Annotated in this window: 23 protein-coding genes; 13 read left to right on the top strand and 10 right to left on the bottom strand. The window is 63.4% G+C overall.

Going from position 1 to position 25495, the window contains the following annotated elements; translation table 11 throughout:
• Positions 1-235: 235 nt before the first annotated feature.
• The gene (locus tag ACEN9O_RS14325; protein WP_495618190.1) at positions 236-2578 is read left to right on the top strand and encodes a hybrid sensor histidine kinase/response regulator; all 2343 of its coding nucleotides are present in this window, start codon (positions 236-238) and stop codon (positions 2576-2578) included.
• Between the two features lie 110 nt (positions 2579-2688).
• On the top strand, positions 2689-3405 hold the full coding sequence (locus ACEN9O_RS14330; RefSeq protein WP_495618191.1) for a glutathione S-transferase family protein: 717 nt from the start codon (positions 2689-2691) through the stop codon (positions 3403-3405).
• A gap of 88 nt (positions 3406-3493) precedes the next feature.
• Here ACEN9O_RS14330 and ACEN9O_RS14335 read toward each other — a convergent pair whose 3' ends face one another.
• The 6 genes from ACEN9O_RS14335 to ACEN9O_RS14360 all read right to left on the bottom strand — a co-directional run bounded on the left by ACEN9O_RS14335 (position 3494) and on the right by ACEN9O_RS14360 (position 11443).
• On the bottom strand, positions 3494-3871 hold the full coding sequence (locus ACEN9O_RS14335) for a YfeK family protein (protein WP_495618192.1): 378 nt from the start codon (positions 3869-3871) through the stop codon (positions 3494-3496).
• A 175-nt stretch (positions 3872-4046) separates the two neighbouring features.
• Positions 4047-5195 carry a VWA domain-containing protein gene (locus ACEN9O_RS14340; RefSeq protein WP_495618193.1) on the bottom strand — a complete coding sequence of 383 codons (1149 nt, stop codon included), beginning with the start codon at positions 5193-5195 and terminating at the stop codon, positions 4047-4049.
• Positions 5192-7450, bottom strand: a complete 2259-nt coding sequence (locus ACEN9O_RS14345; RefSeq protein WP_495618194.1) for a DUF5682 family protein — start codon at positions 7448-7450, stop codon at positions 5192-5194. The genes ACEN9O_RS14340 and ACEN9O_RS14345 overlap by 4 nt, the downstream gene beginning before the upstream one ends.
• A complete protein-coding gene (locus ACEN9O_RS14350; protein ID WP_495618195.1) occupies positions 7411-8496 on the bottom strand; it encodes an ATP-binding protein in 1086 nt (361 codons plus the stop codon). Before ACEN9O_RS14350 ends, ACEN9O_RS14345 begins: the two co-directional genes overlap by 40 nt.
• On the bottom strand, positions 8493-10091 hold the full coding sequence (locus tag ACEN9O_RS14355) for a DUF5691 domain-containing protein (protein WP_495618196.1): 1599 nt from the start codon (positions 10089-10091) through the stop codon (positions 8493-8495). Before ACEN9O_RS14355 ends, ACEN9O_RS14350 begins: the two co-directional genes overlap by 4 nt.
• Positions 10088-11443, bottom strand: a complete 1356-nt coding sequence (locus ACEN9O_RS14360) for an SWIM zinc finger family protein (RefSeq protein ID WP_495618197.1) — start codon at positions 11441-11443, stop codon at positions 10088-10090. Before ACEN9O_RS14360 ends, ACEN9O_RS14355 begins: the two co-directional genes overlap by 4 nt.
• 117 nt (positions 11444-11560) lie before the next feature.
• Between ACEN9O_RS14360 and ACEN9O_RS14365 the strand changes: the two genes are divergently transcribed.
• The 3 genes from ACEN9O_RS14365 to ACEN9O_RS14375 all read left to right on the top strand — a co-directional run bounded on the left by ACEN9O_RS14365 (position 11561) and on the right by ACEN9O_RS14375 (position 16186).
• The gene (locus ACEN9O_RS14365) at positions 11561-12214 is read left to right on the top strand and encodes an energy transducer TonB (RefSeq protein ID WP_495618198.1); all 654 of its coding nucleotides are present in this window, start codon (positions 11561-11563) and stop codon (positions 12212-12214) included.
• A 263-nt stretch (positions 12215-12477) separates the two neighbouring features.
• Complete coding sequence (locus ACEN9O_RS14370; RefSeq protein WP_495618199.1) at positions 12478-15141, top strand: TonB-dependent receptor; 2664 nt, start codon at positions 12478-12480, stop codon at positions 15139-15141.
• Between the two features lie 91 nt (positions 15142-15232).
• A complete protein-coding gene (locus tag ACEN9O_RS14375; protein WP_495618200.1) occupies positions 15233-16186 on the top strand; it encodes a glycoside hydrolase family 6 protein in 954 nt (317 codons plus the stop codon).
• A 15-nt stretch (positions 16187-16201) separates the two neighbouring features.
• On the opposite strand, the gene ACEN9O_RS14380 is transcribed toward ACEN9O_RS14375, so the two are convergent.
• Positions 16202-16390 (bottom strand): hypothetical protein, encoded by a 189-nt coding sequence (locus tag ACEN9O_RS14380; protein ID WP_495618201.1) that lies wholly within the window; start codon positions 16388-16390, stop codon positions 16202-16204.
• A gap of 133 nt (positions 16391-16523) precedes the next feature.
• On the opposite strand from ACEN9O_RS14380, the gene msrA reads away from it, so the two are divergent.
• From msrA to ACEN9O_RS14415, 7 genes are all read left to right on the top strand, one after another.
• Positions 16524-17024 carry a peptide-methionine (S)-S-oxide reductase MsrA gene (gene msrA, locus ACEN9O_RS14385; RefSeq protein WP_495618202.1) on the top strand — a complete coding sequence of 167 codons (501 nt, stop codon included), beginning with the start codon at positions 16524-16526 and terminating at the stop codon, positions 17022-17024.
• 119 nt (positions 17025-17143) lie between these two features.
• Positions 17144-17551 (top strand): DUF1842 domain-containing protein, encoded by a 408-nt coding sequence (locus ACEN9O_RS14390; protein WP_495618203.1) that lies wholly within the window; start codon positions 17144-17146, stop codon positions 17549-17551.
• 293 nt (positions 17552-17844) lie between these two features.
• On the top strand, positions 17845-18546 hold the full coding sequence (locus tag ACEN9O_RS14395) for a carbohydrate-binding protein (RefSeq protein ID WP_495618204.1): 702 nt from the start codon (positions 17845-17847) through the stop codon (positions 18544-18546).
• A 2-nt stretch (positions 18547-18548) separates the two neighbouring features.
• A complete protein-coding gene (locus tag ACEN9O_RS14400; protein WP_495618474.1) occupies positions 18549-19367 on the top strand; it encodes a glycoside hydrolase family 18 protein in 819 nt (272 codons plus the stop codon).
• Between the two features lie 215 nt (positions 19368-19582).
• Positions 19583-20317, top strand: coding sequence for a YoaK family protein (locus tag ACEN9O_RS14405; protein ID WP_495618205.1), 735 nt, complete (start codon positions 19583-19585; stop codon positions 20315-20317).
• Positions 20318-20361: 44 nt separating this feature from the next.
• On the top strand, positions 20362-20763 hold the full coding sequence (locus ACEN9O_RS14410; protein WP_495618206.1) for a GFA family protein: 402 nt from the start codon (positions 20362-20364) through the stop codon (positions 20761-20763).
• A 5-nt stretch (positions 20764-20768) separates the two neighbouring features.
• Entirely contained in the window at positions 20769-21254 is a 486-nt protein-coding gene (locus ACEN9O_RS14415) for an arsinothricin resistance N-acetyltransferase ArsN1 family B (protein WP_495618207.1), read from the top strand.
• Between the two features lie 19 nt (positions 21255-21273).
• Here the strand turns inward: ACEN9O_RS14415 and ACEN9O_RS14420 are convergent, their stop codons facing one another.
• From ACEN9O_RS14420 to ACEN9O_RS14430, 3 genes are all read right to left on the bottom strand, one after another.
• Complete coding sequence (locus ACEN9O_RS14420) at positions 21274-22401, bottom strand: branched-chain amino acid ABC transporter substrate-binding protein (RefSeq protein WP_495618208.1); 1128 nt, start codon at positions 22399-22401, stop codon at positions 21274-21276.
• Between the two features lie 133 nt (positions 22402-22534).
• Positions 22535-23305, bottom strand: coding sequence for a substrate-binding periplasmic protein (locus ACEN9O_RS14425; protein WP_495618209.1), 771 nt, complete (start codon positions 23303-23305; stop codon positions 22535-22537).
• An 83-nt stretch (positions 23306-23388) separates the two neighbouring features.
• Positions 23389-24762 carry a hypothetical protein gene (locus ACEN9O_RS14430; protein ID WP_495618210.1) on the bottom strand — a complete coding sequence of 458 codons (1374 nt, stop codon included), beginning with the start codon at positions 24760-24762 and terminating at the stop codon, positions 23389-23391.
• A gap of 198 nt (positions 24763-24960) precedes the next feature.
• On the opposite strand from ACEN9O_RS14430, the gene ACEN9O_RS14435 reads away from it, so the two are divergent.
• Positions 24961-25335, top strand: a complete 375-nt coding sequence (locus ACEN9O_RS14435; protein ID WP_495618211.1) for a hypothetical protein — start codon at positions 24961-24963, stop codon at positions 25333-25335.
• Positions 25336-25495: the final 160 nt, after the last annotated feature.

Below are 25495 nucleotides of genomic sequence, written 5' to 3' on the forward strand. Positions count from 1 at the left end.
CGTGTTCGTGTTGAACTTGTCCCGCTATTCTAGCGGCTCGGGTAAGCGAGTTTTCGCCTATGCGACGAATGCCCGCAAATCGGGGAGGAAACCGGTGCCGGCGTGACGAATGCCGCCGTGTCAGCTGCCCGCAACAGCTATCGTATTGTGCGCCCGTGGTTCATGAGTTAAAGGCGATATGATGGTCGGCTGCTGCGTACAGATTCAGCGCATTGTTTCAAAGAAACGGCCCCTCATGAAAAAAAACGAGACCAGCTCCATCACCCCGCAAGAGCTTGAGATTCTTCGCCGCACAAAGTTCCTGGTTGAGAAAGTGGCTGACTACGCCATTTACATGCTCAACGTCGATGGGACCATCGCCACCTGGAACGCTGGCGCTCGCCGCTTCAAGGGCTACCTCGATCACGAGATTATCGGACAGCATTTCTCGCGCTTCTACAGCGACCACGACCAACGCTCGGGACTTCCGGCGCGTGCCCTGCAGACCGCCCGCGATCACGGCAGCTTCGAAGACGAAGGCTGGCGCGTGCGAAAAGACGGCACCAGATTCTGGGCGTCGGTCGTCATCGACGCGCTACGCGACGACAATGGCGAACTGGTGGGCTTTGCCAAGATCACCCGCGATATCGATGACAAGCGGGCGGCGAGAGCGGCCCTGCAGGAGAGCGAAAACCGTTTCCGCTTGCTGGTGCAAGGCGTGACCGACTATGCGATCTACATGCTCTCTCCAGACGGCGTCATCACCAACTGGAATTCCGGCGCGGAGCGTATCAAAGGCTATGCCGCCACCGAAGTGATAGGCACACATTTTTCGCGCTTCTATTCGCCCGAGGACCAGGCACTCGATGTGCCTAAGCATGCACTCGACACCGCTAGCCAACACGGCCGTTTCGAGGCGGAAGGCTGGCGCATTCGCAAGGATGGGACGAGGTTCCGCGCCCACGTCATTATTGACGCCATTCGCGACGATCAGGGACAGTTGATCGGTTTTGCCAAGGTCACCCGCGATATTACGCAGCGTATCGAACTGGAAGCCGTGCAAGCGGCGCTGCAGCATTCGCAGCGGCTGGAATCAGTCGGCAAGCTCACCGGCGGCGTGGCCCATGATTTCAACAATATCCTGCAAGTTGTCGGCGGCAATCTGGAATTGCTGATGGCCGACGTAGCCGGGCGACCGGTGGCGCTGCGCCATCTGGAGGCTGCCTTGCAGGCGGTGAAACGTGGCGCCAAGCTGTCTTCGCAGTTGCTGGCGTTCGCCCGCCGCCAGCCGCTGCAGCCGGTTGTGCTCAACGTTGGCCGCACCTTGTCCGAGAGCGAGGAGCTGCTGCAACGCACTTTGGGCGAAGCGATTGCCGTCGAAACGATTGTCGCTGACGGCCTGTGGAATGCGGTGCTGGATCCGCACCAGTTGGAAAATGTTTTGTTGAATTTGGCGATCAATGCCCGCGATGCGATGCCCGATGGCGGCAAGCTGACCATCGAGGCCGCCAACGCCATGCCGGATGATCCCTGTGTCGCGGCGACACCGGACATTCCTGCCGACCAGTACGTCGTCATCAGCGTCAACGATACCGGCTGCGGCATGACGGCGGATGTGCTGGAACGCGCTGTCGAACCCTTCTTCACCACGAAGGCGGAAGGTCGGGGTACCGGACTCGGCCTGAGTATGGTGTTCGGATTCATCAAACAAAGCGGCGGGCACTTCCGCCTGTACAGCGAGGTCGGGCATGGCACCACGGTGCGCATGTATTTCGCCCGGTCTCATGCGCAAGTAGCGGTCGCGCCGGAGGTTGCAGGTACGGACGTGCAGGGTGGCAGCGAGACCGTTCTGGTCGTGGAAGATGATCCGGAGGTGCAACGTGTCGTGGTCGATGTCCTGCGCAGTTTCGGTTATCACGTGCTCAAGGCCGACAATCCGGATGCCGCGCTGGCGGTGTTGCGTGCCGGCGTGCGCTGCGATCTGCTGTTCACCGACATCGTGATGCCGGGCACGATCAAGAGCACCGAACTGGCGCAGCAGGCCAAGGTCTTGCTGCCGGACCTGAAAATACTGTTTACTTCGGGTTATACACAGAGCGGCATCATTCATGACGGCAGGCTGGATCCGGGGGTTCATCTGCTATCCAAACCCTACCGGCGCGAGCAGCTGGCGCAGAAGATACGCCAACTGCTGGGTGAGGCAAATCCCACTTCGATTGCACCTGCAGTGCAGGTGCCGGCTGCTGCCAAGCGCATCCTGCTCATCGAAGACAATGCCGATGCCTTGCAGGTGACTGTCGACTGCCTTGAAATGTTGGGCTGCGACGTCTGCGCCATCGGGAGCGCGGAAGCGGCCGTGCCGCTGCTGGCGGAGGGCACATTCGATGTCTTATTGACGGACATACACTTGCCTGGCATGGATGGCCTGGCGCTCGCTCATCGGCTGCGTCGGCAGCAGCCTGATTTGAAGCTGGTCTTCGTTTCCGGTGACAGTCGGGTAGGAGGAGAAGTGCGCCAGCTTGGGGGAAGTTTTCTCTGCAAGCCGTTCACCCTGGCTGCGTTGCGGACGGTGCTGCAATTGCCGCCGCCAGCTTCGTAAATCTTACGAAGCTGGCGGCGGCGTGCACGGCGCCTTGTCGTTTTCGTTCAATATTCCAAGTTAAGCTATCGCTACAGTTAAGGTTTCTTCTTAGTTTGGGATGAAACACGATGATTACGATCTACGGTTTCGGACCGGCGTTCGGTCTTTCTGACGCCAGTCCGTTTGTGAGAAAGACCGAAACCTTATTGAAACTGGCAAATCTGCCGTATCAAAAACAAATCGGCAAACTATGGCGGGCGCCCAAAGGGAAGCTGCCCTATATCGAAGACCAGGGCGTGATCTTGTCGGACTCCACCTTCATACGCTGGCATCTGGAACGGGAATACGCGATCGACCTGGACGCCGGCCTGTCCCCCCAGCAGCGCGGTGTGGCATGGGCAGTGGAAAAACTGGTTGAAGACCATCTGTACTGGGCCCTGGTGCATCGGGTATGGCGTGATCCGTTGAACTCCCCTAGAACCACCGCGGTTTTTTTCAAGAAATTGCCGTGGCCGCTGCGTCCGTTGGTGAGTTATCTTGCGTGTCGCCAGGCGGGCAAGAATCTTCGGGCGCAGGGGATGGGACGGCATACGCGGGACGAACAACTGGCGCTCGTGCGCAGTACGGTGGCCTCCATCGCGGCCATCCTCGGCGATCAGCCGTTCATGCTGGGCGCGCACCCCAGCGCGGTGGACGCGGCGGTCTATCCCTTCATGGAATCGATGACGTCGGTCTATTTTGACGATGCGTACACAGCGATCGTGCAGTCGCATCCGAATGTTCTCCGCTACGTCGCGACCATGCGCGCGCGGTATTTCGCCGCCGGCGATCTAGCCCCGGTATAACCGGACACATTCGCGCGCCAGGGCAGGCGGCATGACTCTCGCCGGGCTGCCAGGTTTTTGTTGTATCCAGCGTCGACGCTTAGGCCGTTTATTTCCCTGGCGTCTGCTTTGCGCGGATGGTTTGCAACTCGGCCTTGAGCCACGCACTGCTGGGCACCGGCTGCGCTGTGCCGCATCTGACCAGGTAATCTTTGCCAGACATGCTGCTGGTGCTGGCTGCCAGGGCAATGAACTGCTCCGTTCCTTCGACCTTCTTCTTGTCGATCAGGTAGTTCAGCTTGGTGGTCAGATGCGCCTTGGCTTCGGTCGAGTTATACCAGTCGCCGTTGCGGTTGAACTGGCATCCCGAACTCCCCAGCCGATTCAGCAGCGCTTCAATTTCCGCGTGCGATGCTGCCGACAACTCGGCGGCCGAACTCGATGAAATTGCAAATATCAACAGCGGCAAGACGAAACGTAATTTCACATCTACTCCTGAGCTTTAAAAACACCCCAATAATACGCTGATAAAATACGGAATCGGGCCCACTCCGCGAGCGACCATGAACGATGCGGCGCGCTTCCTGACCGGCCATCCGCACTACGAAGCCGGCGGCGGCGTGGAGATCCGCGAACTGCCACCGGATTAATACGGCCAACTTCTAGCCGGCGATGGCAATGTCGTGCTGAGCCGCCCAGGCAGTCATGTCCTGCTTCTTGATCGCTGCCGCCATCAGGTCGGGGAACTTGTCCGGCGTGCAGGCAAAGCAGGGGATACCCAGGCTCGCAAAGTGCGCGGCGTGGCGATGGTCGTAGCCTGGCGCGCCGTTGTCGTCCAGCGCGAGCAGGGCGATCATCTGCACGCCGCTTTCCACCAGCGCGGCGGCGCGCGCCAGCATCTGCGCGGCGTTACCGCCTTCGTACAGATCGCTGATCAGAACGAAGATGGTCTCCTGCGGCCGCTTGACCAGACCCTGGCAGTACGCCAGCGCGCGGTCGATGTCGGTGCCGCCGCCCAGTTGCGTGCCGAACAGCACGTCCACCGGATCGGCCAGCATCGGCGTCAGGTCGACCACGGCGGTGTCGAACACCACCACCTGGGTGCTGACCGCCTTGATGCTGGCCAGCACCGCCGCGAACACGCTGGCATACACCACCGACGGCGCCATCGATCCGCTCTGGTCCACGCACAGCACGATGTCGCGCAGGCTCTGGCTCTTGCGTGCGAAGCCCACGCGGCGCTCGGGAATGATGGTCTGGTAGTCGGCCTGGTAGTGCCGCAGATTGGCGCGGATGGTGCGCAGCCAGTCGATCTCGTTGTGACGCGGCCTGTGGTTGCGCGCGGCCCGGTTCAAGCTGCCGCTGACCGCCTGCCGCAAGGGATTAGCCAGCTTGCGTTCCAGTTGTTCGACGACCGTGCGCACCACCTGGCGCGCGGTGTCCTTGGTCTTGCTCGGCATCAGGCGGTTCAGCGAGAGCAGGGTGGCGACCAGGTGTACGTCGGGCTGCACGCTGCGCAGCATCTCCGGTTCCAGCAGCATCTGCTGCAGTCCCAGGCGTTCCATCGCGTCCTTCTGCATGACCTGCACCACGCTGGCCGGGAAGTATTCGCGGATGTCGCCCAGCCAGCGCGCCACGTTCGGCGCCGATCCCTGCAAGCCGCCGCGTCCCTCCTGCTTGTCATACAGCGCGCCCAGCGTGCGCTCCAGCGTGGCGTCGGCTTGCGGCAAGGTCAGGTTCCCGGCATCGCTGCCCAGCATCAGACGCCAGCGTCGTTCCAGCGCTTCCTGGCTGATTTTTTCAGCGGTCATGCCACTTCTCCCATGAGTAATGCGAGCACAGGCAATACCAGTGCGGCGCGCGTGCGGTCGGTGGCGTTCGAGGCTGCCGGCGCCAGTGTCACGCTGCCATTCGCGACGCGTTCGCCGAGCTGACGCCGCTCGGGCGCTTCGAAGGTGGCAAAGGTGCGGCGCAGCAGCGGCAGCAGTTCGGTAAAGGCCTGCTCGGGCAGCGTGGCCACCCAGCCATTCAGGATCTGCCACAAGGGATCGTTCACCACCAGCAGCAGACCGCTGCCGCGCAGGAAGCCTTCCAGCCACTCGGCGGTGGCCAGCGGATTGATGGGGTTGCTGCAGGCGAGCGACAGCGCGGTCGCGCTTTGCTCTATGTCCCAATGGTGTTGCTCGAACAGGATGCGCACGGCGCGGCCGGCGATCAGCGGGTGCGCCTGCGAATGCGCGCATTGCGCCAGCGCCGCATGCCAGGCCGCCTGGTGTTCATCGTTCTGCAGCAGCGTGATCGCCTGGTCGGCCTGGATCAGTTGTCCCAGCAGCACCTGCGCCGCTTCCTCGTTGATGCCGCGCGCCGCCACCGGCAGGGCGATGCAGGCCCGCTGCACCAGTCCGTCCAGCACCGCGCCCACGCTGGTGGTGTCGGTGCCGCGCACATTGCCGTAGCGTAGAACGTTGGCCAGTGGCGCCAGCGCCGCCAGCAGCAGCCCGGCGTCGTGCGTGCCGGCGGCCAGCGCCTGCATGCGCGCCATCAGCACCGGCACCGCTTCGCGCACGTCGGCCAGGAGCATGTGCTCGACCAGCATGGTCAGGTCGGGCAAGTGCTGCAGTTGCTGCGCCTGGTGGCACAGGCTGGCGTGGCATGCCGGTTCCAGCGTCGCGCCCCAGACGTTGGCTTCGATCAGTTTCAGTTCGAATTCGGGTTCCCACGCCAGATGCCATTGCTCGTGGAAGCTGCCGCTCTTGCCGCGCACGGTGCGCTGCTTGCCCCAGCGGATGCCGAGCAAGTTCAGGCGGTGCAGGAAGACGCTCTTTTCAAGATGCAGCGGCTGGCGCAGGTCGAGGTCCAGCTCCTGCTGGTCGGCGCGCGGCGCCATGCGGTAGCGCTTCTGCAGTTGCCGCACGTCCTGCGGCAGCGGCAGGGCCGGCGTGTCGTCGGGCACGTGGCCGAGGCGGTCGTTGACCAGCAGTTCGCGTTCGATCAGGCGCAGCGGCGCGTCGCTGTCGCCAAACAGCACGCTTTGCAGCGCTTCGAGCAGTTCGCCCAGCCCGGCGCGCGAACGTTCGCGCAGGCTCGACAGCGTGTCGGCCAGGCGCAGCGCTTCGATCACGTGGGCCGACGAGGCGTCCAGCCCGTGCTTGCGCAGCAGCCGTACGGCGTCGGTCAGCCAGTACACCGGTGCCTTGTGCGGCGTATGCCACAGGTGGTGATACCAGCCGGGCGCTTGCACGCCCGCGCCGTAGCCGCTGTTGAAACTCAGGCGGCCGTAGCTCCATGGGGTCCAGGTGGCGGCCACCTTGGCCTTGGGCAGGTCGCTCAGCAGATCCTTGTCGTGCTTGGCGGTCGGCATGACGCGCAGCGCCGGCACGTGCCATGCGCCGCAGATCACGGCGATGTTCTGGTGGCCCTGCTTGATGCCGAGCCGTATCATCTGGCGCATGTGCGCTTCGCGCCTGGCTTCGTGCGCGTCGAGCGGCTGCGCCAGCTCCTGGCGCGCGGTCGTCATCATTTCTTCGATCGCGGCAAACAGTTCCAGGCTGTCGTGGCGCTGTTCGACCAGATGGTCCCACCAGGTTTCCGAGTCGGAGAAACCGGCCGCCTGCGCCAGGCTGGCCAGCACGTCGGCGGGCCGTACCGGCGCGGGCTCGGCATCGGCATCGGCGGCAGCATCGGGCGCGGCCTCGGCCGCGACGGTCATGTCGGCGGCCAGCACATGGGCCAGCGGCAGGTCGATGAAGCGGGTCGGCACCGCGTGCGCCTGGCCGTGCAGGATGGCCTGCCATTCCGGCGAGAACTCGGCGAACGGATAGTAGACCGCATGCCGCGGCATCGCCGGCGCGTAGATCAGCAGCGCCACCGGCGGCCGCATGTCGGCGCGCGCGGCCAGCGACAGCAGTTCGTCGGCCTCGGGCGGGCCTTCGATCAGGATCAGGTCGGGTTGCAGCTGCTGCAGGGCTTGCGCCACGCTGCGCGCGCAACCCGGACCGTGATGCCGGATGCCGAAAAAATGGACCGTCACAGCACGGCGTGGCAGGCGCGGTACAGGTCCTTCCACCCGTCACGCTCCTTGACCACGGTCTCCAGGTACTCCAGCATGACCAGGCGGTCCTGCACCGGGTCCTTGACGACCGCGCCGATCACCGAGGAGGCCATGTCGGCGCCGCGCAGGGTGCCGTCGCCGAAGTGGGCCGCCAGCGACATGCCGTTGGTGACCACCGAGATCGCCTCGGCCGTGCTCATGCTGGCCGACGGCGACTTCAGCTTGATCTTGCCGTCGTCGGTCTGGCCGGCGCGCAGTTCGCGGAAGATGGTGACGATGCGGCGGATTTCCTGCAGCGCGGGTTTTTCGATCGGCAGCTCCAGCGCCCGTCCCAGGCTGGCGACGCGGGTTTCGACAATGTTCACTTCCTCGTCGGCGCTGTCGGGCAGCGGCAGCACCACGGTGTTGAAGCGCCGCTTGAGCGCGCTCGACAATTCATTGACGCCGCGGTCGCGGTCGTTGGCGGTGGCGATCACGTTGAAGCCCTTGGCGGCCTGCACGTACTGGTCCAGCTCCGGGATCGGCAGGATTTTTTCCGACAGCAGGCTGATGAAGCTGTCCTGCACCTCGGCCGGAATCCGCGTCAGCTCCTCGATGCGGGCGATTTTGCCGGTGCGCATGGCGCGCATCACCGGGCTCGGCACCACCGCATCCAGGCTCGGTCCCTTGGCCAGCAGCTGCGCGTAATTCCAGCCGTAGCGGATGGTCTCCTCGGCGGTGCCGGCGGTGCCTTGCACCACCAGCGTGGAGTTGCCGCTGATGGCGGCCGCCAGGTGTTCCGACACCCACGACTTGGCGGTGCCGGGTACGCCCAGCAGCAGCAAGGCGCGGTCGGTCGCCAGCGTGGCCACGGCGATTTCGATGATGCGGCGCTTGCCGATGTATTTAGGGGTAATCTCGACGCCGTTGTCGAGCGTGCCGCCCAGCAGGTAGGTGGCCACCGCCCATGGCGACAGTTCCCAGTTCGGCGGGCGCTGGCGCTGGTCGAGCTCCTTCAGCGTGCTCAGTTCGTGCGCGTATTGCTGCTCGGCGTGCTGTCTCATGACATTGGTAGTGCTCATGCGTCGGTCTCCAAAAAACTGGCTTGCATTGTGTTTCGAAATTGCAATGTGTCCATCAGGTCGTCGACCAGCTGGCGCCATAGCGGCCAGTGTTCCCAGCCGCTCGCGGGCCAGCCGGCCTGCGCCGCTTCGAGGTCGCTCGGGTCCAGCACCCTGGCCAGCACGGCGAAGTTGCGGCGGTCCTGGTAGTTGGGGTGCGATGCGGTCCGCATCTGGCGTTGCGCGCTGGCCAGCATGCGTTGTGACAGCGCTGCGGATACGGTCTCGCCGGAGTCGTTGAAACGCTGCTCCGCCCAACCCACGACGTAGCCGTAGGTGAGCGGCGCGGCGGCCGACTGTTCCAGCCAGCGCAGCGCAATGCGCTCCTGTTCCGGCGGAGGCAAGCGGCCGACATCGGGCAGCAGCATGGCGAGGATGTTCATGCCGGTGATTGCCTGCGCACCCTCGGTGATCAGGAACACGAACCAGTCGATGGCGGCGGCTTGCGGGTCGACGGCGAGTGCGCGCGCGGATGCCAGCACCAGGCCGGTAATCAGCGCGGTGTTGAATTCCTGCTTGCCAAGGACGGCGAGTACCTCGGCTGGCGTCAGTTGCCAGGAACTGCTCCAATATGCCGGCGGGACGCAGCGCATCAGGTCCAGCAGCCAGCCGGCTTTTTCACCCAGGCCGCGGTAGGTTTCGCTGCCGATGCCGTCACGCTTCATGGACAGGTCGCAGGCGGACGGCAAGCTCAGTTTCAGTTCCGGCAGCGCGGCGGCGCCGATCATGGAGCCGAGCCGCGCAGCCAGGCCGGACTTGCGCTCGATGGTGAACAGCGCCTCCAGGCGCGTCTTGCAACGCCCGGTCAGTTGTGAACCGGGCAGCGTCGCCAGCAGCTGTTGCGCCAGCAGGCGCACTTCCTTGCGCTTGTCGTCGAGCGCGCGTTCGAGGAAGGCTTCATCTTGCAGGCTCAGTCCGATGACCAGACAGGGCAACAACGCGGTACGGTTTTCAACGGGTTCCTGCGTCCAGTCGGCTTCCAGCGCGGCGAGCGCGGCGGCCGGATCTTGACGCCGCATCGCCTGCAGCGCCTCGCAGCGCTGGGGCAGGCTGCCCAGTTGCCACAGCATCTGCGGCGTGTCGGCGGCGGCGGCCATGCCATACTTCTCTGTCCAGAGCGGGTGCTGTGCCACCAGCCAGCGGCCGCGCTGGCCGAGCAGCGGCGTCAGCGCAGCGCGCAGCGTGGGCTTTTGCATGCCCAGATCCAGCAAGGGGGCCAGCGCCGCGTGCGGCAAGGCCATGCCGTGACTGCGCGCCAGGGCCAGCCAGCTGTCCAGCTGTTCAGGGTGGATGCCGCGCAGGATGCGCAGCAGGATTTGTTCGGCAGCGCGCGGACAGGTCGGCGCGTCGGCGCAGGGCTGTTGCTGCGCGGCCGAGCTGGGCAGGAAGCCGGCGCGCTGCCACAGATCGCCGGCGGCGACCGCATGCCACAGGCGCAGCTGCTCCGGCACGCCCGCGAGCACGCGTTGCAGGTCCGCATCAACGCTGTGCGGATCGAGCGGCGCCCGAGCCACGCCTGCCAGCAGGGCCTTGTGCAGGGCGGGAGAAATATTCATGCCGGGGAGTCTCCATCGAACGCATGCAGGCGCGTGCCGCAGGTGACGGCCAACGGCGTGAAGGCGTAGCCGTTCCACACGCCGAACACGCTGGCCGCGGCGCCGCCGGCCAGCGCGAGCAGTTGCCAGGCGTGGCGGAAGGCGCCGGAGACCGGCAGCGCGGCGCCATCGATGGCGCGCAACACCAGGTGGCCATCTTCCATCTGTGGCACGACCTGCTCCAGCTGCATCGGATAGTGCTCGATAAAAGGATGGACTGCCAACGCTTCGGCGTAACCGGTCAGCAGTGCATCGAAGCGGGATGGGGCGGCTGTCGGCGCAGAGTCCGTTGTCATGTGCATGTCGGCAGCGAAGGCGGCGCGCAGCGGCCACGCGCTGGGGTAGTAATGCAGCGTGCCCCGCTGCCAGGTGCCGGGCAGCAGAGGCGGCGGCAGCGGCTGGGCACCGGCGGAGAATTGCAGCAGCATCGCCCAGCGCCCGCTGTCGCGCCCGCGCAGGTAGCAGGCGCGCCGGCTGATGCGTTCGTCGTCCTGGGTATGGTTGCCGCATACCAGCCAGTGGTCGGTGTGGCCGGCTTCCGCCAGGATCTCGTCCTGGCTTATCACCCAACCGATGGCGCTCTTCACATCATGTTGCAGCGCCGGCGGCAAGCTGGCCAGGCGGCGGTAGCTTTGGCTGAGCAAGGCCAGTTGCGCCAGCTCGCGCGCTACCGGGATTTCCCAGCCGGCGGTGCTGGAGGCATAGATCAGCATGCCGGCGCGGCGCAGGCGGGCGGCCAGTCCGCCTGCCTGGGTGTCGACCAGGCGCGCGGCGATGGCCTCCCAATCCTTGGCCGGTTTGCTGCGCAGGCCTGCGAGGCCATCGCGCGCCAGGTCGGCCAGCCAAATGTCGAGCACAGCCAGGCCGCCTTCGACGTTGCCTTCGCGTTTCTCCTGGCGCTTTTGCTGGCGCTGCTCCCTGGCCTCGATCTCTTCCGGTGTTTGTGCTTCGGCGTCGGCCAGCTTGGCGGCCTTTTTTTCGCTGCGCTGTTCGCGGCTTTGCAGCCAGTCGCTCACCCATGCGGGGGCGTTGGTGTCGGCAAAGGCGGCCGCGTCGCGCGCGTACAGCAGGTACAGTCCGAGCCCATGCTTGCAGGGGAACTTGCGGCTGGGGCAGGTGCATTTGAAGGCCGGGCCGGCCAACTCGATCTGGGCGCGATAGGGGTCTTTGCCGCTGCCCTGGCACAGTCCCCACAGCGCTTGCGCGTGGCCGCCAAGGCCCGACCACTTGGCCGGACTGGCTTGAGCGCTCCCCGCCTTGGCCGATGCGGAGTCCGGTGCAAGTGCCAGTATTTGATCTGCCGTCAGTGTCATCGGAAGAGAGGGAATGAAGATTGGCAAATTCTAACATTGCAGAAAGATAAACATGCAGCAAAACTTTGCGGCGTCGGCGCGCGCTGTTTCGCGGCTGGCGTCTGATATCATCGCCCGATGAACAAGAAACTGATTTTCGTCGGCGTCGCCGCAGGCCTGCTGGGTTTGCTCAACCTGATGAGCCACGCCGAACAGCGCGGCCAGGCGCCGTTCAATGCGCTGCTCACTCCGGCCACCTGCGCGCAGCCGCAGTGGCCGAACGAGGCGCGGCGCTACGAGATCGAAGGCGTGACAACGATCCGTTTCCGGATCGGCGACGATGGCAAGGTCGTGCATCCGGAAGTATCGCAGAGCAGTGGTTGGCGGATCCTCGACGATGCCGCCATCCGCGGCATTTCCCAGTGCGTGTTCCAGCCTCACCTGGAAGCGGCCAGCAGCGGCGCCTCCTTCCCGATGCAATTTGTCTGGCAGTTCAGCGACGGCCCGGCCGTCCGCCCCTTGCTGGTGGCCGACAGCTGCCAGCCGTCCGAGCGCTTCCAGGCGTTCAAGGAATTCGACCGCCGCCCGAGCGGCAGCGACGGCATCCTGCTGCGCTTCCTGGTCGGCAGCGACGGCGCGCCGGTCCGTGTGATCGCCGAGCCTAATGGCCAGGCGCCGGAGGTGGTGCAGCAGGCAAGCGCCTACCTGCAGACCTGCCGCTTTGCGATCGATCCCCAGCTGGCCGGCCAACATACGGACACGGCTTTCGGCCGCGTGCTCCTCAAACCCTGATCCGCGAGTCTCCAGGCTGCACGGCCACAAACTTCGAATTACTCGTGGTTTGTCAGGAGCAAAAATGCAACAAAAAAGAAACTTTCTTCAGGTTTCGTCCCGCATCCGTTGACATTAAATATTGACAGCATGTAACTTACTGAAAAAATATGAAAACGGTTTCATGATAATTGGTGATGCACACCGGTTTTTGCTGATTATCGAGATAACGTTTTCACATCTGGCGCACCGTCGGTGCGTTTATAACAACAAAGTGGAGAAATATGAATTCATTTACGCGCAACTCATTCAGGAGAGGCGTCCTCGGCGCGCTTCTGTTCACTTGCGGGATTCTGTCTGCTTCGGCACAGAACGCCAGCACCAGCAACCCTGCCGCCAATGCCGCCGTGGCGAACCCGGAAGCCGATGGGCTGCAGACCGTGGTGGTCACCAACCGCCGTCCGGAGGGCAGCCAGAAAGTGGCCGGCGTGGTGCAGTCCATCACGGCCGAGCAATTGCGCAAGGACGGTATTTCCGACCTGCGCCAGTTGCAGGTCGCCGTACCGGGCCTCAGCATGGCCAATCAGGAAGGCAATCTGGAAATCTACATCCGTGGTGTGGGTTCCAGTAACAATACCGAACTTGGCGATCCAGGCGCCGCGCCGCACCTGAACGGTACCTATATTCCTCGTCCGCGCGGTCTGGGCGCGATGTTCTACGACCTGGAACGGGTGGAAGTCAATAAAGGCCCGCAGGGCACGCTGTATGGCCGTAACGCCATGGCCGGCACGCTCAACATCATCACCCAGAAACCCGTGATCGGCGAGACCGGCGGCTACCTGCAGGGCGAAATCGGTAACCGCAAATCGCATGGCATGGAAGGCGCGTTCAATATTCCGATTTCGTCCACCGTTGCGATGCGGGTGGCGGGCTACGAATCCAAGAAGGATGCGGGCTTCAAGAATATGTCGACCGATGCCCAGGCCAGCAAGCTGCCGGCCGCCGGTTCGGAAAACAATCACGCGGCGCGTATTTCGCTGCTGGTCAAACCGACCAATGCCTTCAATTTTTCCCTGATCGGCGACACCGGCAAAGAGGGCGGCACCGGCTATCCCGGCGCGAATATCTACAATGCCGTGGTGACCACGGGACTGCGTCCCGAAAACCTCGAACTGCGCAATTTGCTGTACCGTGGCGAAGCGGGCGAGCTGAACAACAAGTTGAACGGCTTGCAGGGTAAGCTCAACTACGACTTCGGTCCCGTGACCCTGGAGTTCAGCGCCAGCCAGCGCAAGGTGGACTTCCTGCAGCGTAACGCCGCCTCGGAAGGCCTGGCCTATCCGGGCCTGAATCCTGCCACGGTGAACTACGATAACTACTCGACCGTCTACTGGCAAACCAAATCCAAGAGCAAGATCTATGAATTGCGCCTGGCCTCGAATGACCAGGGCAAACTCAAATGGAGCACGGGCGCCTTCCATTTCACGGAAGATCAGTCTGTAGGCTACCTGTCCACTTCGGATCGCGGCTACTGCTGCTTCTCCGGTACGGAATTCACCATGCCTATCGTGCAGGGTTCGTCCAGCGCGGTGTATGGCGACGCTTCCTATGACTTCTCCGACAAGCTGCGCGTATTCGGTGGCGCACGATATTCGGAAGAGAAGAAGTATCGCTATGGTATCGGCGGCAACTGGGCACTGACACTCGGCGGTGAAGACTACAACTGCTGCATCGCTACTCGTCTGGGTACGCCGGGCTTTGTGCCGGCGCTGCTGGGTCGTCCCAACTTCAACCTGACGGACGTGACCACGCCGGCCCAGATCGCGCAGTTCCTGATCGACGGCACCAAGACGCCGGGTGAGCGCGATACGCTGGTGGCGCAGATCCAGGCCATCGCGAATGGCAGCAATCCCAAGGGGACTTGCTTCACCCGTCCGGATATCAACAACGGCAATCAGACCTGCCCGAAAAATAATCCGAACAACACCAATGGTGGCTTCAGCTACGCCAATCTCACGATCCCAAGCCAGCAGATCGGCAGCAGCAAGGATTCCTTCCCGGATATGCGTCTCGGTAGCGAATACAGCCTGGACCGCGACCATCTGCTGTACGGCAAAATCGCGACCGGCCACAAATCGGGCGGCTTCAACGATAGCTTCAACGGCAGCACCATTCCTGAAACCTATCGTCCGGAAAAACTGGTCAGCTATGAACTGGGTAGCCGCAACGCCTTCACCCTGTTCGGCCGCCATGCGATCCTGAACGCCACGGCTTTCCACTACTCCTACGATAATCAGGTATTCCAGGATCTGACCTGCATTAACATGGACACCACCCAGACCCCGGCGCAGTGCAAGGGCTACTCGCTGGCCAACCGCAACATCGGCAAATCGCGCATCGATGGTCTGGAAACGGAAGCCAAGTTCGTGCTGCCTTACCGCTTCCGCCTGGATCTGAACCTGACCCTGCTGAACACCAAGATTTCGTCCGGCACCGTGGCCGATTCCCGCGCCGTGGATTACAGCAACGGTGGCAAATCGCCGCTGATCAATCTGGCCGGCAACCGTCTGCCGCTGGCTTCCAACTTCAATCTGGTCAGCCGCATCACCCAGTCGATCGACGTGGGGCCAGGTACGCTGGATTGGCAGGCGCTGGTGAGCTATCGCTCGTCGTTCTACCTGACCCAGTTCAATGAGCAAGACATCGTATTCCTCGATGGCAAACGTCAGACGGCGCAGCAAGCTGGTTTCCCGGACAAGCAGCGCGGTTTCGCCACCGTCAATCTGGGCCTGGGCTACACGCTGAATCGCTACCGCTTCGAACTGTGGGCGTCCAACGTCGGCAATGTTGAAGCCTCGCAGAAAGCACTGGTGGGTCCTAGCGAGAACATCCGTTTCCTTAACGACGCACGTGCCTATGGCATGCGTGTGCGCTACAACTTCGATTAAGCCACCGGCTTGATCGTGTCCGCGCAGGCCGGTCCGGTATTCCCGGGCCGGCCTGCTGTCATTGGAATTGATGGAGATTCGCTTGAATAATATGACCAAGTGGCTGGCGGCTGCCCTCTGGGTGCTGACCAGCCAGTACGCCCATGCCGAGGATGCGCCGGCCGCCAGCCCGACCACGGCCGCCTTCCCCGGCCTGTATGTGGACCCGCAATCGAGCGCGGCGTTTTGGGTGCGCAACAACCCGGCTGATGGCCGGGCCGCGGAGATAGGCCAGTACATTGCCAGCCAGCCTGCGGCGCGCTGGTTCGGCGGCTGGAGCGGCGACATCGCCCAAGCCGTCGGGCAGCACATGAACAACGCGACGCAGGCGCACCGCACACCGGTGATGGTGGCCTACAATATTCCCGACCGCGATTGCGGCCAGCATAGCGCCGGTGGCGAGCAATCCGCGAGCGCCTACCAGAACTGGGTGCGCGCCTTTGCCCAGGCTGTAGGTGACCGCGCCGCAATCGTCATCCTTGAACCGGATGCGCTGCCGCAGCTCGATTGTCTCGATGCGCAGCGTAAAGCCGAGCGCATGCAGTTGCTCCAATATGCTGTGCAGCAGTTTTACGATCTGGCGCCGCATACCCTGCTGTACATCGATATCGGCAATAGCGACTGGCTGAAACCGGCCGAAGCGGCCAAGCGCCTGCTGCTTGCCGGTATCACCAGCGCACAGGGCTTTTCGCTCAATGTTTCCAATTATCGCGGCGATAGCGAGAGCAGGGCTTACGGCATCGCCGTGGGTGAGGCGCTGCAAGCGATGGTGGGCTGGAGTAAGCCCTTTGTGATCGACACCAGCCGCAATGGCGCCGGGCCGAATGGCAAGCAGTGGTGCGATGCGGCGGGGCGTAAGCTGGGGCTGCTGCCGCGCATCAATGGCGCAGGTAGCCAGCCTGAAATGACCTTGTGGATCAAAGCGCCGGGTGAGGCGGATGGCTGTGCCGGTCCGGCGGGCAGCTTCGTACCCGAAGTCGCCTATAAATTAATTCACGGCTATTGAGCAGGAGTTGCGACGTTAGCGCAGGTCTTCGGCGCGGCGCTTGTCCGGTTCCGACAGCACGCGGGCGATGACCGGCAACGGTACGCCTGCGTCCTCAAGGAAGGTAGCTGCGGCTTCGCGGCCGGCGGTTGCAAGCATGGCCAGACCGGCGTTGACGGCGATGGCTTTGACCCGGTCCGGGCGCGAACGTCGTTCTATTTGCATGGGTGACTCCCGTTTTTTTGGTAAATATCAACGCTCAAGCTTAGCACAAGAGCAATTGTTGTGGGCTCAGCCTCACCTTGAAGTCACGGCAAACGTCACTAAATTGAACTGAGCTACTCACAAAGGATAGAACATGACAACAACTGAAACCGCCATCCTGGCCGGCGGATGCTTCTGGGGCGTGCAGGACCTGGTGCGCAAATACCCTGGCGTGCTGGCAACGCGCGTCGGCTACACGGGCGGCGATGTGCCCAACGCGACCTATCGCAATCACGGCACCCATGCCGAGGCGCTTGAAATCGTCTTCGATCCGGCTGTCATCAGCTACCGCAAAATACTGGAATTCTTCTTCCAGATACATGATCCGACCACACGGAACCGGCAGGGCAATGACATCGGCCCGAGTTATCGTTCCGCAATTTACTATGTCAATGAGCAACAGAAGGCGATGGCGGAGGACACCATTGCCGACGTCAACGCATCCGGCTTGTGGCCGGGGAAAGTCGTCACCGAAGTGGCGCCGGCCGGTCCGTTTTGGGAGGCCGAACCCGAGCACCAGGACTATTTGGAGCGCATTCCCAACGGTTACACCTGCCATTTCATCCGTCCGGACTGGCAGTTACCCAAGCGCTAAGATGAATTAAATCATCATTGTAATCAATTACTTATAAACCGGAAGGTATTCAGAAGGCAAAGTTTTCGCACCGCCGCTACAGTTGGCTCATGTTCTATCTCTCTTCGTTAGGAAGCACCATGAGCCAATTATTTACAGCAGTATATGAAGTCACCAGCAGCGCCGCAGGCTCGCCCACTTTGTGGTTGAACCTGGTCGTGAATGCGCAAAACGACAGCGTGATCGGCCACGCGCGGGTGGCGTTTGCGGGCGGCGAAAGGGCTGGTATTTCGGTTCGCGGACATCTCACCCGGATCGAAGGCGAGCACCCTTTGGAGGCGGTGGTGCTGGCCGGCTTGCCGGCGATCTTCCCCACGGTGGAGGAAGCGCCGACAGCGTTCCAGTTGCTGATGGTGCTGCCCACCGCAGTCAGGAACGGTCAGGTCTGCTACAAGATGAGTTTTGGCGATTCGCAACAACCGCGCATCGTCGAGGTGCGTGACGGCGTCGCGCACGCGGTACTGCCGCAATTGGCTACCGGCACCTAGCCAGTACCACTTCCAGAGTGCACAAAATTGGTACTCGCCAATTAACATAATGTTCAATTTGAGACATTCGAAAATCAGGGCGCTATTGCGCCCTTTCTCTTGCTGAAAATAGTTGGTGAGTGCTCACATTCACTTCAGGTTGGACAGCGATTCTTTCCGTAATAACTCTTCCTTATCTGAAATTGGTATTTGATTGGATGCAATAAAACAAAACCACTTGACTACCACTTTTTTGCGCTCCATCCTGAAAAAATAACAAGAGCATAGATTCACCCACCCAAGGAGGAGAAAGCATGGAACGTGCAGTCAAGGGAAACGCGGCCGTACTCGGTCTGATCGCCAGTATGTTGGCGGCTTGCGGCGGGGGCAGCGACAGCCCCGCCACCACTACGTCACAAATGAAACTGCTGGGCGGCTTGCAAACCGCCGCCGCAGCCGCCGATTGTCCGGCTTGGTCGTCCAGCGCGATCTACACCGTCGGCATGTGCGTGACTTACAACGGCTCCACCTACACGGCCAAGTGGTGGACGCAAAATAACGTGCCAGGCACAGAGGAGTGGGGACCTTGGGCGCTGCAAGCCGTGACGCCGACTCCAACGCCTACCCCAACGCCGACGCCTACCCCGACACCGACACCGACACCGACACCGACACCGACGCCAACGCCAACGCCAACGCCAACGCCAACGCCAACGCCAACGCCAACGCCAACGCCAACGCCAACGCCAACGCCGACGCCGACGCCGGTCGGCGGCCGCGAAATCGGCTCCTACTTTGCGCAATGGGGCGTGTACGGCCGTGGCTACGAAGTGGCCGACATCCACACCACCAAGACTCCGGTCGACGGCGTGCAGACCAGCATCGCCGACCAGCTCACCTTCATCAACTACGCCTTCGGCAACACCTACGCCAAGAACGGCGGCTACGAATGCGACATGGTCACCAGCGCCGAAGTGGGTAACGACACGCCAACCAGCTGGCCAAGTCCTGCGTGAAGATGTTCATCGCCGGCGACCTGCCGGTGCAGGATGGACGCGGCGGCCCCGGTTCCGCCAAGGGCGTATTTGACGGCATCGACATCGACTGGGAATATCCGGGCGGCGGCGGCCAGCCGTACAACACCTTCGACGCGGTCAACGACAAGCATAACTTCACGCTGCTGATGGCCGAGTTCCGCGCGCAGCTCGACGCGCAAGGCGCCATCGACGGCAAGCGCTATGCGCTGACCGCCGCCATCGGCGCCGGCACCGAGAAGATCGCCCAGACGGAACCCAACCTGTATTCGCAATACATGGACTGGGTCAACCTGATGAGCTACGACTTCCACGGCGCATGGGAAAGCACCACCAACTTCCACTCGCCGCTGTACCACGATCCTGCCGATCCATCGACCGGCGTCCTCGCCAAGTACAACACCAACGACGCCGTGACGGCGCTGGTGGCCGCCGGTATGCCGCGCAATAAGATCCTGCTCGGCGTGCCGTTCTACGGGCGCGGATGGAAAGGCGTAGCCGCCGGCCCGAACGCCAACGGCCTGTATCAAACCGCCACCGGCGGCGCGGCCGGCACCTACGAAACCGGCATTGACGACTACAAGGTCCTGGTCAACAAGGCCGGCACGCGCTGGTACCATTCGCAGACCAGGCAGCTGTTCCTGTACACCGGCGCCGGCGAATGGTGGAGCTACGACGATCCGACCGTCATCGCCACCAAGATGCAGTATGTGCGCGACCAGAGCCTGCGCGGCGCCTTCTCGTGGGAGCTGGACGGCGACGCCAGCGGCGCCCTGACCAGTGCCGTCTGGAAGGGACGCTAAGCGATGAAGCGCCATGCCGTTGTCCAAACCATCGGCGTCAGCGATGCATGGCGCAGCTGGATCGCCGAGAATCTGATTCTCGGCGTCCGGCCGGATACGCTGGTCGAGAGGTCGCCGCCCGCAGCAAGTGGACGCTGGAATACTTGGGCGAGGGAGTAACGCTCAAGTAATGCTATGGCATACAATGGTCTGGCCGAGCAACAAGGAGGCCAACCATGCCTATGCACTACCTGCGGGCCTTGACCAGCCCGCAACGCACCGATATCAGCAACCGCCGTCTTGGCCGTTCGCTGGCCTTTGTGGCCGGCGCGGTCAATGCCGGCGGCTTTTTCGCAGTTGGACAATACACATCGCACATGACCGGCATCGTTTCGGCCCTGGCGGACAACGCCGCGCTGGGCGAGGTGCGCCTGTGCGCCGCCGCGATCATGTCGCTGTTGGCGTTCCTGCTTGGCGCGGCGACGTCCGCGGTGCTGATCAATTGGGGCCGGCGGCGCGGCGCGCAAAGCCAGTACGCGCTGCCGCTGATCGTGGAGGCCGGGCTGCTGCTGTGTTTCGGCCTGATGGGCGCACGGCTGGACGCCTCCGGCCAGGTATTTGCCATCGTCGCCTTGCTGTGCTTTGTGATGGGACTGCAAAACGCCATCGTCACCAAGGTATCGCGCGCCGAGATCCGCACGACGCACGTCACCGGCCTGGTGACCGACATCGGCATCGAACTGGGTAAACTGTTTTACTGGAACGACAGCGCCTCGACGGAACGAGTGCTGGCGGACCGCGGGAAACTGCGGCTGTTGAGCTCCCTGCTGGCGATGTTCCTGCTGGGCGGCCTGGCCGGCGCCTTCGGCTTCAAATACCTGGGCTTCATCGTCACCGTGCCGCTGGCGGTTGCGTTGCTGTCGCTGGCGATCATCCCCGTGTTCGATGACTTTTTCCGCGTCAGGAGCTGAGGCCGGCGCCTTCGTCTATACTTATCATAAGGAGAACACACCAGATGATGAGGACTTACCACGGAAGCTGCCATTGCGCCGCGGTGCGCTTTGAGGCGGACGTCGATTTGAGCCAGGGCAGCCTGCGCTGCAATTGCTCGTTCTGTTTGAAGATACGCTGCTGGGCCGTGATGGCCAAGCCGGAGGCCTTCCGCCTGCTGAGCGGGGAGGGCGAGATGAACGTCTACCAGTTCGGCGCGAAGAACGAGCATCATTACTTCTGCAAGCATTGCGGCGTGCGTCCCTACGGCATCGGCAACTCGCCGCGCTACGGTGTATTCTACGGCGTGAACGTCGCCAGCCTCGATGGCGTCAGCGACGAGGACCTGGCCGGCACGCCCATCACCTACGTCGACGGCCGCGCCGACAACTGGATCTCGCCACCCACCGAAACCCGCTATCTTTGAATCCGATGATCAGACCCGCCACGCCGGACGATGCCGCAGCCATCGTCGCCATCTACAACCACTACATCGCCACCACCACCATTAGCTTCGAGGAGCAAGCGGTCACGCCGGAGGACATGGCTGGCCGCATCCGCGACGTTACGGCCACCCTCCCATGGCTGGTGCATGAACAGGGCGGCGAGGTGCTTGGCTACGCCTATGCCACCAAGTGGCGCGCCCGCAGCGCCTACCGCTTCGCCGCCGAGACCAGCGTCTACGTTGCGTTCGGGCAGGGCGGCAAGGGTATTGGATCGGCACTGTACAAGGTGCTGCTGGAGGAGCTGCGCGCCCGCGAGATCCACATGGCGATAGGCGGCATCGCCCAGCCCAACGAAGCCAGCGTGGCGCTGCACGAAAGCCTGGGCTTCGAGAAGGTCGCCCACTTCAAGCAGGTCGGCCGCAAGTTCGATCGCTGGATCGACGTCGGCTACTGGGAGTTGCAGCTGGCCTGAGCCAGCTGCGCCCCGGTGCTCAGTAAGTGGTCAGCGGAACCGGCTGGCCGCCCTTGAAGTTGAAGATGGTGACCGGCGACTGCTTCATGTCGCCATGCTCGTCGAACGAGTAGGTGCCCGCCACGCCCTTGTACGAACCGGCGCTGATGGCCGCTGCCACTTTCTGCGGATCGATCGAGTTCACCTTCTGCATCGTCTGCGCGTACATCATGGTCGCATCGTAGTAGGCCGCCGCGTAGACGTCCGGCTCCTGCTTGAAGCGCGCCTTGTACCTGGCCTTGAAGGCCGGACCGCTGGCAAGTTTGTCGAGGCTGGCGCCGCCCTGCGGGCACAGGACGTTCTCGCCGACGGCGTCGCCACCGAGCTTGCCCATCTCCGCGGTGCAGATGGTGTCGCCGCCCAGCAGCTTGGCGTTGATGCCCAGCTGTTTCATCTGGCGCGCCATCGGTGCGCCCTGCGGCGCGTAGCCGCCGAAGAAGATCGCTTCGACCTTCTTGGTTTTCAGCTTGGTCAAAATGGCGCTGAAGTCGAACGACTTGTCGGTGGTGAACTCGTGGCCGGCCACGGTCATGCCGGCGGCCTTGGCCTGCTTCTTGAATTCCTCGGCCAGGCCCTGGCCGAAGGCGGTGCGGTCGTCGATCACGGCCACGGTCTTGAGCTTCAGTTCATTGGCCGCGTACAGCGCCATCTTGGAGCCCAGCTGGGAGTCGCTGGCGTTCACGCGGAACAGGCCCTTGTAGCCTTGCTGCGTGACTTTCGGATTGGTGGCGACGGTCGCGATCAATACGCCGGCGTCGTTGTAGGCGCGCGAAGCGGGGATGGCCACGCCCGAATTGTACGGGCCGACCACGTACTTGACGCCCTGGTCGATCAGCTTCTGGGCCGCCGCCACGCCGGCTTTCGGGTCGCCCTGGTCGTCTTCCGATTGCAGTTCGAACTTGAGCTTCTTGCCGGCTACGGTGATCGGCTTGGCGTTGAGTTCCTCGACCGCCAGGCGCGCGCCGTTCTCGTTGTCCTTGCCCGAAAACGCCTGGGCGCCGGACAGCGGGCCGCTGTGGCCGATCTTGACCACGGTGTCCTGCGCGTGGGCGCCGGTTGTGCCCAGCAGAGCGAGGCTGAGGGTAGCGGCAATATGCTTCAATTTCATGCGATCTCCTGAGGGTTTATTATAAGTTGATAGCAAGATTATCGCCAAAAACGCAAAATATTATCGCGTGACTTACGCTTTCGATTGGCCTGTTTTGTACTATATCGCCTTTCAAAGGGGCTGCGTTCAAAATTTAATTCGGTCCGCGCGGGTGCCTGGCGTCCTCCTCGCGCTTGCGGATGCGCGCCAGCGCGGCGTTGATGCGGTCGATGATGCCGTCGTCCTTGTCGCGGGCGATGGCGAAAAACTGGCCGCTGTCGGTGGTCAGTGGCTTGGGCAGCACGCTGAAGCCGGCGTTGGCCGCGGTACCGATGGCCGGCAGGCGCGGGGCCATGAAGGCGCGGATGTTGTCCTCCAGGTCTTTCGCGCTCAAGCCGTCGGGCTGGAACAGCAGCACCACGTCCACCCGCTTGAGCATCAGGCGGGTCAGGCGGGTGCCGCGCGAGGAGATGTCGTCGTCGGTGCGGAACAGCGTGCCGCGCGCAGCGTCGAATTCCCGGCCGTAGCTGTAGCCGCGCACCGTGTCGACGGTCTTGCCGCGCAGGTCTTCGAGGCGGTTGAAGGGGAAGGTGGCGTCGCTGCGCGTGACCAGCCACAGGCTGTTGTGGGTGGCGGCGTCGGAGTAATGCAGCGTGCGCAGGCGGTCGGCGGTTTTCGGCAGGCCGTAGATCAGGCCGACGCCGTTGAGGGCGTAGCGCTCGGCGCGCGCCCATGGATAGGTGCGCGGCTCGAAGGTGACGCCCAGCTCCTGCGCCACCGCATCGAGCACCTTGCGTTTGACGGCCGGCATGGGGCGCGGCTTGCCTTGCTCGTCGAGCGTGTCGCCGATCAGCAGCGGCACCACCGTCGCCGCCGCCACGGCTGGCACCAGCGGAGCGCAGGACAGCACGGCGGCAAGCAGCATACCCGGTATCGGCAATCGTTTCATCGGCAATGGAGCAGTGAGCATCGGCCGATTATTACATGCTTCCCGCAAGCGCCCCCGGTTTATGGAGCGTTGCCCAAGGCGCGTGAACGGGAGGCCGGTTCCACCGCCGGTACGCGTGGTATCGCGCCGTTTGCCGCCTGGGCGGCGCGGATGTTGGCGTGGGCGCCGGTGTCGTTAATGTTGTAGGCGGCGATGGCGGAAGCCAGCGCAGGATTGGCGCGCAGCGGGTCGTTCTGCTGCGCGCTGGCCTGCGCTGCCGCCACTTGCGCGGCGGCGCTCTGGGCGGCTTGGGCCTGTGTCACGGCGTTTTGCGCGGCGCTGGCCTGCTGCTCGGCAGCGAGGGCTGCCGCGTTGGCTGCCGCCAGGTTGGCGGCGTCCGTGGCGGTGGTGGCGCTGGTCTGTGCGGCGCCCGCTTGCTGGGCTGCGGCGTTGGCGGCGGCATTCTGGGCCGCCAGCGCGTCGGCGGCGTTCCGGGCCGCTTGCGCGGCAGCGGCGGCCGACGCGGCGGCCGCGTTGGCGGCGGCCAGGTTCGCTGCGGCACTTTGCACCGCCGTTGCCTGCTGGGCCGCGGTGGCGTTGGCGGCGTTGACGGCGCCTGCCGCCGCCGCCTCGTCGGCGGCATTGCGTGCGATCGCCGCCTGCACGACGGCTTGATTGTTGGCCGCTGTCGCTGCGTTCAGTTCAGCTGATGAGCGCTGGCTGGCCGCCTGCGCGGCGGCGTTGGCCTCGGCCGTTTGGGCGCCGGCCTGCGGGCTGGCTTGAGCGGCGGCCGCTTGGGTCGTGGCCGGAGTGCTGCCTTGCACGGCGGCCGGCGTCAGCGCGGCCTGCTCCCTGGCGGCCAGCGTTTCCAATGCGTTGGTGCCGGCGGCGCTCAGCTGGTCGGCAAAACGCGTGGCCTGTGCGCTGAAAGTGCTGAACGTATTTTGCAAAATCTGGGTGGTGGCCTGCTGGTTGGTATCGAAGGCGGTCCGCAATACCTGGTTGTCCAGCGACAGCCCGCCACTGGCGTCCGACAGCAGCGGCGCCTGCAGGGTGACGCCGATCTGCGCCAAGCCCTGGACTGCCGACTGTTGCTGAAGGCTTTGCACCAGGTTGTTGAGCAGCGACGGTCCTTGCGGCTGAGCCTGGTTGAAGTCAACCGAGGGCAGCAAATTGAACGCGTTCACCACATTTTGCGTGGCGTCGTTCAAGGTCGTCGCGCCATGGTCCGGAGCGGCGCCCTGGGCGAGGGCGTCTTGAAGCCGGGTCAGCTGTTCCCGGGACTGCGAGACCGTCAGCAGGAAGTTGGCTACCGGCGATAAATCGATGGTCACCGAGGCCGCTGGCGGCGCGTCGGTGGCCGAGCCGGCGGCGGCCACCTGGTTGGGCTGCACCTCCGACAGCGGAGTGACGCTGCCTGGCGCCGCCGTCGACGCTGATGGGATAGGAAACATGCCGCTCTCCTGGGCTGAGTGTACCAGCCAGCATGCGCTATTCAGGCGCAGTCGTCCGTGTGCCAGTTCACATAGCGGACCGATCGCCGCCATGCGGCGCGGGGCGCAGCTCTCTGTTAGTTTCCGCACGGTTAAGTCCCGGCGAGGCGTTTATCGTTGTCCTTGCAGTTCCAACATTCACCCGAAAAGGAAAGCATCATGGAAAACAGTATCGAGAGCAAAACCAGTTCCACCCGCGACGGCGTCACCCAGATCGGCAACAACCTGCGCGCCGATGCGCACGCGGCCATCGACAAGATCGCCGACAAGGTCCCGCCCGCCACCGACCGCCTGGCCAACAGCGTCCACAGCGGCGTCGACAAGGTGGCCGATGGTGTCAACAAGGTGGCCGACACCGTGGACAGCACGTCCGGCCGCCTGATCGCGCGCGGCAAGCAGATGGGTCAGAGCTACAAGGCGCTGGCGGAATCGGGCCGCGGCCGCGTGCGCGCCAATCCCGCCATTTCCGTCCTGCTGGCCGCCGCCGCCGGCTATGGCCTGTCCAAGCTGCTGAGTTCGCGCAGCGCCAAGTAACACCGGGCCGGCGCCGGCCGGCTCTTCCCCTCCATCCAGCCTATCCCTTTTGGCCAAACTGTAAATCACGCAACAATGGCGTGCAGAGTGATATGCTCGGCACTACGCAGATTGCGCAGATCAGGCCCCCCAAACAGATCAGGATCAGCTGAGCATGGAC

This window comes from Duganella sp. Dugasp78 (genome assembly GCF_059491455.1).